This is a genomic window from Escherichia sp. XD33, from assembly GCF_019375075.1.
Lineage (GTDB): Bacteria > Pseudomonadota > Gammaproteobacteria > Enterobacterales > Enterobacteriaceae > Enterobacter > Enterobacter flexneri_A.
Map to the genome: position 1 here is coordinate 1 of NZ_JAENDM010000103.1, position 2,248 is coordinate 2,248.

Sequence of the window (2,248 nt, forward strand, 5' to 3'; positions counted from 1 at the left end):
CAGCCCGCGCGGCATGGGGTAACTCCTCCTACAAAATTATCCTCAAACAGAGTGCGAAGGAGTTCGCGAAATACAACCAGCTGTATCCGGACCAGTTCCTGCCACTGCAGCGCGACATGATTGGTAAGTTTGGTGCGGCCAAAGACCAGTGGTTCAGTTCCTTCCTGCTGCAGGTGGAGAACCACTCCTCCTGGCACCGTCTGTTTGTGGACCCGTTAAGCCGCGCCATGTACAGCTCTGACGGCCCGGATTTTGAGTTTGTGCAGCAGAAGCGTAAAGAGGGGCTGAGTATTCATGAGGCGGTGTGGCAGCTGGCGTGGAAGAAGTCAGGGCCGGAGATGGCTTCGCTGGAAGCCTGGCTGGAAGAACATGAGAAATACAGGAGTGTTGCATGACCACAACGCAAAAAACGACTGATGTTACAGCCCGTCGATGCAGCCACTGGTGGTGGACGGTGCCGGGATGCCTGGCAATGGTGTTACTGAACGCAGCCGTCAGTTACGGCATTGTCAGACTGAACGCACCGGTGACTGTCGCCTTCAACATGAAGCAGACCGTGGATGCGTTTTTTGACAGCGCCAGTCAGAAACAACTGTCAGAAGCACAGTCAAAAGCCCTTTCAGCGCGTTTTAATACGGCACTGGAAGCCAGCCTGCAGGCGTGGCAGCAGAAACACCACGCGGTCATTCTGGTGTCGCCTGCCGTGGTACAGGGGGCACCGGATATCACCCGGGAAATCCAGCAGGATATCGCCCGGCGAATGAGGGCGGAACCATGAGATGCCGGGGGCTGATTGCCCTGCTGATATGGGGGCAGAGTGTGACCGCCGCCGATCTTGGTACCTGGGGCGATCTGTGGCCGGTAAAGGAGCCGGACATGCTGACGGTGATCATGCAGCGCCTGACGGCACTGGAGCAGTCCGGTGAGATGGGCCGGAAAATGGATGCCTTTAAGGAGCGGGTGATCCGCAACAGTCTGCGGCCCCCTGCCGTGCCCGGTATCGGACGCACGGAGAAATACGGCAGCCGGTTGTTTGACCCGTCCGTCAGACTGGCTGCGGATATCCGGGATAACGAAGGGCGGGTGTTTGCCCGTCAGGGTGAAGTGATGAATCCGCTGCAGTATGTTCCTTTTAACCAGACGCTGTATTTCATCAATGGCGATGATCCGGCGCAGGTGGCCTGGATGAAACGCCAGACGCCGCCCACACTGGAGAGCAAAATTATCCTCGTGCAGGGCAGTATCCCGGAGATGCAGAAGTCTCTGGACAGCCGTGTTTACTTTGACCAGAACGGTGTGCTCTGCCAGCGCCTCGGCATTGATCAGGTCCCGGCACGGGTGAGCGCCGTTCCCGGCGATCGCTTCCTGAAGGTGGAATTTATTCCGGCAGAGGAGGGCAGAAAATGAAGCGAAGCCTGTGGCTGCTGATGTTATTCCTTCTCGCCGGTCATGTCCCTGCAGCGTCTGCGGATTCTGCCTGTGAAGGGCGTTTTGTAAACCCGATCACGGATATCTGCTGGAGCTGTATTTTCCCGCTCTCGCTGGGCAGTATCAAAGTCAGTCAGGGTAAGGTCCCCGACACGGCGAACCCGTCGATGCCCATTCAGATTTGTCCGGCACCGCCGCCGCTGTTCAGGCGTATCGGGCTGGCCATTGGTTACTGGGAGCCGATGGCGCTGACGGATGTCACCCGGTCACCGGGATGCATGGTGAACCTGGGCTTCAGCCTGCCAGCTTTTGGTAAAACGGCACAGGGAACGGCGAAAAAGGATGAGAAGCAGGTGAACGGGGCGTTCTATCACGTTCACTGGTACAAATACCCGCTGACGTACTGGCTGAACATCATCACATCGCTGGGCTGTCTGGAAGGTGGTGACCTGGATATCGCTTATCTTTCTGAAATTGACCCCACCTGGACGGACAGCAGCCTGACCACCATTCTCAATCCGGAAGCTGTCATCTTTGCCAATCCGATAGCACAGGGGGCCTGTGCAGCAGATGCCATTGCCAGCGCCTTTAATATGCCTCTCGATGTTCTGTTCTGGTGTGCCGGTTCGCAGGGCAGCATGTACCCGTTCAATGGCTGGGTGAGTAATGAGTCCAGTCCGTTGCAGTCCTCCCTGCTGGTCAGTGAACGCATGGCGTTCAAGCTGCACCGTCAGGGCATGATTATGGAAACCATCGGGAAAAATAACGCCGTCTGTAATGAATATCCGTCCCCAATCCTGCCCAAAGAACGCTGGCGTTA

The 2,248-nt window shown here is 56.9% G+C and carries 3 protein-coding genes and 1 pseudogene; all 4 read left to right on the forward strand.

Annotation, left to right across the window (positions count from 1 at the left end; translation table 11 throughout):
• Positions 1 to 395 (forward strand): annotated as a pseudogene (locus K0778_RS24650) (hypothetical protein); the annotation flags it as partial.
• Positions 392 to 778 carry a type-F conjugative transfer system protein TrbI gene (gene trbI / locus K0778_RS24655; RefSeq protein ID WP_015059013.1) on the forward strand — a complete coding sequence of 129 codons (387 nt, stop codon included), beginning with the start codon at positions 392 to 394 and terminating at the stop codon, positions 776 to 778. The pseudogene K0778_RS24650 and the gene trbI, both read left to right, overlap by 4 nt.
• The gene (gene traW, locus K0778_RS24660) at positions 775 to 1,407 is read left to right on the forward strand and encodes a type-F conjugative transfer system protein TraW (protein ID WP_001203735.1); all 633 of its coding nucleotides are present in this window, start codon (positions 775 to 777) and stop codon (positions 1,405 to 1,407) included. Before trbI ends, traW begins: the two co-directional genes overlap by 4 nt.
• Positions 1,404 to 2,248: conjugal transfer pilus assembly protein TraU (gene traU, locus K0778_RS24665; RefSeq protein WP_072646546.1), on the forward strand; the 845-nt coding region annotated here is incomplete at its 3' end. The genes traW and traU, both read left to right, overlap by 4 nt.

Excerpts from the sequence above, each read along its gene's own strand:
- trbI (WP_015059013.1), top strand. The coding sequence starts at position 392 with ATGACCACAACGCAAAAAACGACTGATGTTACAGCCCGTCGATGCAGC.
- traW (WP_001203735.1), top strand. The coding sequence starts at position 775 with ATGAGATGCCGGGGGCTGATTGCCCTGCTGATATGGGGGCAGAGTGTG.